An 8,391-nucleotide genomic window follows, 5' to 3' on the forward strand; every position below is an offset into this window, starting at 1 on the left:
TATTAAGCGCAACATCGTTATAAACGAAGTAAATGAGTTTTTGTCCCTTTAAATAGCTCATCCATCTTTCACCTGTTTCAGTTACTGCTTTGCTTCCCACCCAACAACTTTGTATAGTCATATTAATTCTGCTCCTTGACTTTAATCTTATACCTAAAGTTATCGTGAATTTTATCCAATGTTATTAGTATGTAATACTGCATAAAAAATAAATACAATACCATTACTCTTGAAGTAAACTATTAGAAATTGAAATAATCGGAAGCGTCGATGATTAATACTGGCTTTTTCGTTATATACGTGTAATCCCAGCCATAGGCTCGGGAACCTAAATGACCGTACCTAGAATAGGTGCTTGATACACCAAAGCCGATAGATTTTGCGTCATAATTACTCAAATAAATATACTCTGTTTTTCCCAAACGGACATCTACCCAAAAGTGGTCCCCAACAGATGATGGAATATACATAGGATAAGTAATATCGGGAATCGATATTCGATCATTTTGTTTATAAGAATTAAGATATACTTCTTTGGGTCTGGTTAATACTCCTACTCCAGATGAAAATGTAATGTTGCCCCGACTGTTCCTCAGTTGTAATCCATAGTGGTCATTTGCAAATCGCATTGAGGAATCTACATCAGAGAAAATAACTATTCGGAATACTGCCGACATTTGACGTCCATTACGTCGATCCTTGCAAATATATCGATCTTCCCATGGAACAATCATTGCGTAAGGATTATCTGTATGAAAAAATGCCAGGCAGTTATGAACATTAAGCTGAGGTGAAATTTTTGAGAAATCGACTTCACCATCAACTCTCAATACTGCTTTGTGGGATACATAGGAAAACCCGCTAGGGGGAATATCTACATTGAAATTTGAGTTACCTTCAATATTTAATCCCACTGTTCCTGTTTGATTATATTGAGGATAAGCAATAACTTTCACTGTATTGTTTATAGGCTTCCTCTCCCAGTCTGCCAAACTCATATTCGAGATCGAAACAACATCACCACTTTGAATGTAATTACAACTTTCCATACCTCCATTAAGACGCATACTAGAACCCCAACTATTATCATCGTCATAGTAAAAATCCAGTTCCGTCATAGAGCCACACGCTACCATAGATTTATATCCAACAGGGATCTTAACCGGACATGTCCACGTTCCATTCCCAAACCTGTCCAATTGCGCACCGGGAGTTCGAAAATTCACTTTATCCACCCATATCAGAGAGGCTGGCGCTGTGTTGGCATTAAAGATAAAACTTGTTTCATCATGCGGATTGATAATTTTTAGCCCATAAATCATAAAAATACTTCCAATTCAATAATTGCCACGTCATTACTACCGACCATATACACATCCGGCAGAGGTATCTTGCATTTGATACCTTTGCCGAGATCTGTTAATTTCCCTAATCTCTGTTCAATAGAGCAAAATAATTTTATTAATTTCCATTCTTATGACGTTTTATTTGTGCATATGCAATCACACAAGCCACCACAATAGTTGCAACTCCGAAGGTGATGCGAACTACTGAACCACTGGACAGATGGCTTTCTGATTTCATCATAGCATCTGAGATCTGAGGCATGACTTCGGCAATCTGACCAATCCCTAAAGACGCTGCAACCGTTGCACTCGCGGTTTCCTTCGTTACCGGAATTTTGACAACTTCTTTCGTCTTTTTGATAATACCGGCACGACGCAAACCCTCGTCGATAACTTCACGGCTGTACCATGAATTTAGTGTTTTTACTTTACCCCGACCGTTTTCCTGACGAATTATCGCCTCCACCAATGGACAAATAGTGTCGTAATCATGCAGGTTAATATTTTGATCAGGATAAACACCCATTGCCTTACTGACGAACTGAATGTACCGTTCTGTGTGGTTTTCAACTGAGGGCGCCCAACGTTCAATGACTTTACGCACGGTATCGATGCGAGTGCCATTTGTTGCTTTACGTTTATCGTGATAGGTGATCAGCGTAACTGCTAATGCGCGAATACCATAAGCTGCATCCACGAATGAACAGAAACGGATATCTTGAGGTTTTTTGGTTAAACCTTGCCACGGAGACCCTATTTCGAGGTTGCCGGGGTTGTGGTTTCTAATCCCACGAGGTAATCCTTTACCAACCATAGCTAACTACTCCTTTAGTTACCTACACCATTTTTTAAGCCCCAAGCCGCCAATCCTAAAATTAGAGCTGCTACCAGCATGGAAGCTATCTTCGAAATTATGCCTCCGTAAAATCCACTAGAAAGGCTGTCTAACCTAACCAGTAATTTTTCCAGATTGGCATGTTGAATACTGTGTTGTGCTGCTGTCATATCACCAAAGTAGGCTTTAAGGTGGCGCTCAACTTCTTCACCAACTTTATCCTTTAAGTCATCACTTATATTTGCCGCAACTTCTTTGGCGACTATTTTGGCGATACGCTCAACCATTTCTGGGGAAACATTTCCCACCTCGTTTGCCATTTTTAACCTCCGTGTATTAGGCTATCGGGTGGGTAATTTATATCATTTTCAAAATTAATAGGTAAGTAAATACTTATTTATTTTTAAGTTCATCTACCTGTTTTTGTAAATCTTTAACTGCCTCAACCAATAATCCAATTACGCTGTTATAGTTCAAGCGTAATAAATCATTTTCATCTTGAGTTACAGCCTCTGGCAAAACTTTCTGAACCTCTTGAGCGATAAGACCAGCAGAGCGACTATTATTTTTGTTATCGTCAGATACGGTATAGGTATAGCCACTCAGTTTTGACAGTTTTTGGGTTGCATCACTGATTTTTGCAATGTCTTTTTTGGCACGTTTATCTGACCTGATATAGACATCGTTAAAGTTACCATTACCTCCACAGTAAAACGATCCATCAGTTCGCATCTGCCAATCACCACCGTGAACACCATTATTAAACATCAAGTGCCCGTTAGGATCTTTGAAGATATATCCATCAATTTTAGAACCATTATTAAAGATAATATGGCGACGAAATGCACCTACTAAGGTTAAATTGCCCTCACCTGATTTAGCATAATAACGACCATCAGATTCACCTTTGGTATAATTCTCCCCTCTTACCGCGTAATTCCCCGCGAGCTGGAAATTTCCACGCGGTTGATATTTACCGTCTGATTCACCTTTAGTATAAGCAGTACCATTTGCCATGCGCCCATTGATTTTCGCATCAATATCACCTCGCGAATATGTCCAGTTTGTTGTTGCAATGTGATGCCAAGGGTTCCAAGTATTGTTATCCCCATTTCTAGTTCTGAACTTAAGAACATCCCCATTACCGTGGTATTGAGAAATAAGTTGCAAAACATAGTTATTATTCAAGGCAGAAAATGAAGCGCCTACTCCTGTGACATTGGAATTGTTTGCCGCATCATGATAAACAAACGCAACTCTATTTCTCGGCCAGTTATTTAGATCCGTATTATCACCGCCAGATTTACGGATTACATAACTAAGACTGCTGTAATTACGATTGTCAGATTCACCTTTGGTATAGCTATCACCTTGCAGAGCAAATACACCTCCTCTTCCGGGATGCGTGATTTCTCCCTTCCAATTTCCCCCCTGTTGTACAGTCCATCTCCAAACACCATCTCTTTGAAAAAAGTAACTTTGGTTGTTTACTGCTCCAGTGATGACGTTTGGTGCTCTCACTTCACCGCTAAAGGCATGAGAGGCTGCGTTAGCATAACTACCTTTAGGCTGGTATTTACCATCTGCTTCTGCTTTAGAGTAGGAATAACCCTGTAATGCAATAACTCCAGTTTCTGTTGGTAGTGATGCAACAGAAATATTAGTACCCTTTTCATCACGGTAGATAAAGTTTAATGGCGCACTGCCGTGTGGAGTGGTTTCAATTAATGCATATCGGTTATCTGGTTTTATTAATTTAATCCCTGCATAATTATTAATCCATTTAGCTGAAAAATAACCAGCATTAATCTCTTCTTGCGAGTTTTTTAAGACATATTTACCATCAGACTCGCCTTTCGAATACGCTCCTACATCACTCGCAGAAGGTTTATTTTTTGTGGTGTAAAACTCCGTCCAAGTCTCTTCAAATCCATGACCATCCCTAGCCGAACGATAGGCTATACCACCATTCTTATATATTGATTTTAGCTGGAGTGATGGTGTACTAGTATTTCCCGCCCCCATACTAAAATGAACAATAATCTGGGTATGACCGCTATAATTGGCATTATACACACCAGATGCCGCATTCCACGGTACGTTATCGCCTGAAACAGCTTCCGTTAATCCTCTAGAAAACGCACCAATATCGGCAGCATTCAACGTAATATCTGATGATAATGGTTTTCCGTTAACTTTCCGGCTATTAGGGACGGTGTTCTGAGTGATGGCATAACTACCTTTCGGCTGGTATTTACCGTCTGATTCACCTTTAGTATAAGCAGTACCATTTGCCATGCGCCCATTGATTTTCGCATCAATATCACCTCGCGAATATGTCCAGTTTGTTGTTGCAATATGGTGCCAAGGGTTCCAAGTATTGTTATCCCCATTTTTTGTTCTGAACTTAAGAACATCACCATTACCGTGGTATCGAGAAACAAGCTGCAATACATAATTATTATTCAAGGCAGAAAATGAAGCGCCCACACCTGTCTCTTGAGAACTGTTTGCTGCATTATGATAGACAAATGCAACTCTATTGTTCGGCCAGTTATTTAGATCTGAACTATCACCACCAGATTTTTTGATTACATAATTGAGACTGCTGTAATTACGACTATCAGATTCACCTTTAGTGTATACATCTAATTCACTCGGTGAGGGTTTATGATTTTCTGTGTACACCCTAACCCAAGTAGGATTGCCCTCTTTCGTGTTAGAAAATCCGTAATAAACTTTCCCATTATTAAAACCCGTTAAAAATCCGGCATATCCCTGAGCCATATCACGAGCGGCAATGACATTCCAATATCCATGATCAGCGAATCCATTCGGTAACCCAAAGCTGTTGATACGTACCATTGTCGAATAGCCAATAGGTTGACCCCATCCGCCATCTGGAATAGTTGTCAGGCTAGTCCATGATTTACCAAGATTTGTTGTATTGCTTTTTACAAAGTTCTGGTTAGTTTCGTCTTTAGTGTACGAAGCCCCAACTACAGCATAATTTCCTTTAGGCTGGTATTTACCATCAGATTCACCTTTAATATAGTGATCTTCCAATATGGCAGCGGTTCCTGACTTTTTCGGATGTCGGAATTCGCCAACATACTTATCGCCAATGTTAGCTAACCAACAAGCATTACCCTCTTTGGGTTCTAGCCATGTTCTATCCTTGCCTTGCGCTCCAGAAACAAATCCAGGCCCATATATATTTGTATCAATTGACAGATTCCCTTGATTGTCGACTGCTGAGGCTAAAACATAATTGTATGCTTTACCTTCCAATACCCCTTTAGGTAGGTTTTCTGATGGTGTTGATAACTTGCCTATATTTAATATGGTGGCATTAGCCTGCTGTACATTACAAATTAAATCAAATGGATAAGCGCCAAAATGAACATAAATATCATATTCATCATCTTTAGTATTGATGGTTGCTACCTGATTTGCAGCGGCAGTATTTGTTCTATAAATAGACGCAGTAATGCCTTTGGGATGACCGTTACCAGAGCGCAAAACAATTTCAGACATTGCTGTTTGTGGATAATGACCTACGTTGTAACCACTGCCTCCCACCAGCTCTATACGAACTGTACTAGCTTTACCAGGATTCTGAGGCATAGCTACTTCGGCTATTTTTGTCCAAGTAGATTTATCCGAACCTAAAGATATCTTAATAGTCTTCCCTTTGAGAAGGTCTTCTTTTTCTTGTGCAGCAAGTGTTGCCCTATTAGCGGCATTCTGCGCCTTACTTTCAGAAGCAGCAGCTAATTCTGCTTTTTTTGTTGCTAAGGCCGCAGCTTCTTGTGCGACATTTTTTGATGACACCGCCACAGTTTCTGAGGTTTTTGCTGCGGCCTGAGAAGCAGAGGCAAGTTTTGCTGAATTTGCCGCATTGGTTTCTGAAATTTTTGCAGCGTCTTGAGAGACTTTAGCTGCTTTTGCTGCATTGGAAGCATTTGTTTCTGAGGATTTCGTAGCAGTTTCGCTTACCTTTGCGTTATTCTCTGATAACTTTGCGGCTTTGGCGGCGTTATCCGCAACCTTTGCATCGTTTCCCATTTTTGCAAGAGTATCCGCCGCATCTTTTGCTGACTTTTCGGCTGCGGATTTAGATGCTGTTGCATTGGCTTCTAAGGCTTTAGCGTTTTTCTCCGACGTAGCGGCATTAGTTTCTGATGCCTTGGCGTTAGATTCGGACGTTTTCGCTGATTTTGCAGAGTTTGAAGCATTGTTCTCGGAAATCTTTGCAGCCGACTGAGACACTTTTGTTTCTTTAGCTGAGTTAGCAGAATTAGTTTCTGACGTCTTAGCCGAACTTTGTGAAGCTGCTGCCGCTTTAGCCGAATTAGCAGAGTTGATTTCAGACGTTTTGGCATTATTTTCTGAAATTTTTGCCGACGATTGAGACGAAGACGCCGCAATTTGAGAATCCTTTGCAGCCTTAGCAGAATCAGCCGTTTGCGTTTCACTGGCTTTAGTTGCTATTTGTGAGTCTCTTGCTGCTTTCGCTGAACCAGCCGCATTTGCTGCCTGATTACCTGCGTTCATAACCAGTGTCTGATTTTTATCAAACCATTCCATACGGACTTTATGTGCCGCATAGATAGTTTCCAGTGAATCAGCCGTAAATGTAGTGCCATCATCTCGGACGATAACTACTGGTGATGGTGAAATTAACCAGTTCCGAATTTCACGGGAATCACCGGATATTGAGTGCAGCAAGGCTGAAAACCGTGCGCTAAATTGCGACAAATCTCCTTCGTAAGTGGTAATAATACGACAAGGTTGATCTTTGATTGAATTTCCCTTGTAAGCCTCTACCAGCGTGAGTTCTGTATTACTCTGGACACTTTCAATTTCATATAAGAGATTATCAGAGCCTATAAGCACCATACCCGGCATAACGCCATATTTTGTCTGCGACCAAAAGGTGCCAATGCCTTTAACCTTTCTGCTTTCCTTCTCAAAAGAATTAGTACCTTCCCTGTACCACATTCTATATCTCCTTTATTTAAATAGGTATTAGGTATTTAATTACCTACAATAAAATAATATTAACACATTAAATAATGGCATTTACAGCAAACCGAGCCTAACTCTCAAAACACCTTTTTCATCATAAACATCAATACGATTATTGGCGATGTTTAACCGTCCTTGTCCAGAAGTTTGACCGTTCATTTCCAACTGACCATTTTTGCCAAATCTCCAGCCTGTCTTCCCAGATGAATAGTTGTCAGATTGCAAATCACCAAACTTACCGCTACTTATTGAGCCATCTTTGATGTAAGCAGCATTCATGTAGGTAACACCATTCTCAACAACAAACGGAGTAGTGATGACGCCATTGTTTACGTTGACAAAACCAAACCGATCTGCCTGAACAAGAAATTGCGAAGCGGTATTATTTACCCCTAGCCCAAAACCTGCCGCATATTTTTTCCCGTCTTTAGTAGTTTCTATTTTCAGATTCCAAGAAGCTGAAATTTTACCATTAATATCGGCTACAGCTTTTGTTGTCTGCTTAACAATGGCTGTATTTCCATTGACTGTTGCTTGAATCGTATCTACTCGTTTCCCAAGTGCTGAGTCACCATTAGCCCTCGCCGTCTGCTCTGCTTTTACGGCTGCCTCGTTAGCATTAGCTTTTGCCAGAACCTTAGAGATTTCTCCTGCTAACGCCTCATCCTGTGTAGCTCTGGCTTTCGCTTCGTTGGCTACCGCACTGGCAATATCTTTTTGAGTTTTTGCACTCAACGCGTTGACACTATCTGCTAGACTTTTATCGGCAGTTGTACGTGCGTTTTTCTCCGTTAATACTGCCGCTTCAATATTTTTGCTAGTCTGTGTCTTAAGACTATCAACACTTTGAGCCAGCGCATCATCTTTGGTGGCACGAGTGCTCTTTTCCTCGTCAAGTTTAGCTTTGATATCTGTGCCGACTTCGCTTCTCAATTGAGTGATTTGTTTAGACAATGCTTCATCGGCATTCGCCCGTGTTTGCTTTTCTTCATTTAACTGGGCTTTGATGCTTTGATTGATTTCACTTTTCAGTTGCGTGACCTGTTTGGACAGTGCCTCATCAGCATTCGTGCGTGCCTGTTTTTCTTCACTAAACTGTGCCTTGATGCTTTTATCGACTTCACTTTTTATCTGAGTAACCTGTCTGGATAACGCTTCATCCGCATTTGCCCGTGTTTG

Annotated in this window: 6 protein-coding genes; all 6 read right to left on the reverse strand. The window is 40.6% G+C overall.

Features of this window, described 5'->3' with window-relative positions:
• Positions 1–121, reverse strand: a 121-nt coding sequence (locus tag AB204_RS24025; RefSeq protein WP_411354723.1) for a hypothetical protein, incomplete at its 3' end; no start/stop codon positions are given.
• A gap of 121 nt (positions 122–242) precedes the next feature.
• Positions 243–1,322 carry a hypothetical protein gene (locus AB204_RS16275; RefSeq protein ID WP_047964427.1) on the reverse strand — a complete coding sequence of 360 codons (1,080 nt, stop codon included), beginning with the start codon at positions 1,320–1,322 and terminating at the stop codon, positions 243–245.
• 139 nt (positions 1,323–1,461) lie between these two features.
• Positions 1,462–2,160 (reverse strand): membrane protein, encoded by a 699-nt coding sequence (locus AB204_RS16280; protein WP_047964428.1) that lies wholly within the window; start codon positions 2,158–2,160, stop codon positions 1,462–1,464.
• Between the two features lie 14 nt (positions 2,161–2,174).
• Positions 2,175–2,501, reverse strand: coding sequence for a hypothetical protein (locus AB204_RS16285; protein ID WP_047766515.1), 327 nt, complete (start codon positions 2,499–2,501; stop codon positions 2,175–2,177).
• 73 nt (positions 2,502–2,574) lie between these two features.
• Complete coding sequence (locus AB204_RS16290) at positions 2,575–7,185, reverse strand: tail fiber domain-containing protein (protein ID WP_047964429.1); 4,611 nt, start codon at positions 7,183–7,185, stop codon at positions 2,575–2,577.
• 81 nt (positions 7,186–7,266) lie between these two features.
• The coding region (locus AB204_RS16295; protein WP_152671554.1) for a DUF1983 domain-containing protein at positions 7,267–8,391 on the reverse strand (1,125 nt) is incomplete at its 5' end.

Origin of the sequence: Xenorhabdus khoisanae, from assembly GCF_001037465.1 — a bacterium.
In the GTDB taxonomy this organism is placed as follows: domain Bacteria; phylum Pseudomonadota; class Gammaproteobacteria; order Enterobacterales; family Enterobacteriaceae; genus Xenorhabdus; species Xenorhabdus khoisanae.

Bases quoted from the DNA above. Each gene is read 5' to 3' on its own strand.
- AB204_RS16275 (WP_047964427.1), bottom strand. From the start codon at position 1,322: ATGATTTATGGGCTAAAAATTATCAATCCGCATGATGAAACAAGTTTT.
- AB204_RS16280 (WP_047964428.1), bottom strand. From the start codon at position 2,160: ATGGTTGGTAAAGGATTACCTCGTGGGATTAGAAACCACAACCCCGGC.
- AB204_RS16285 (WP_047766515.1), bottom strand. From the start codon at position 2,501: ATGGCAAACGAGGTGGGAAATGTTTCCCCAGAAATGGTTGAGCGTATC.
- AB204_RS16290 (WP_047964429.1), bottom strand. From the start codon at position 7,185: ATGTGGTACAGGGAAGGTACTAATTCTTTTGAGAAGGAAAGCAGAAAG.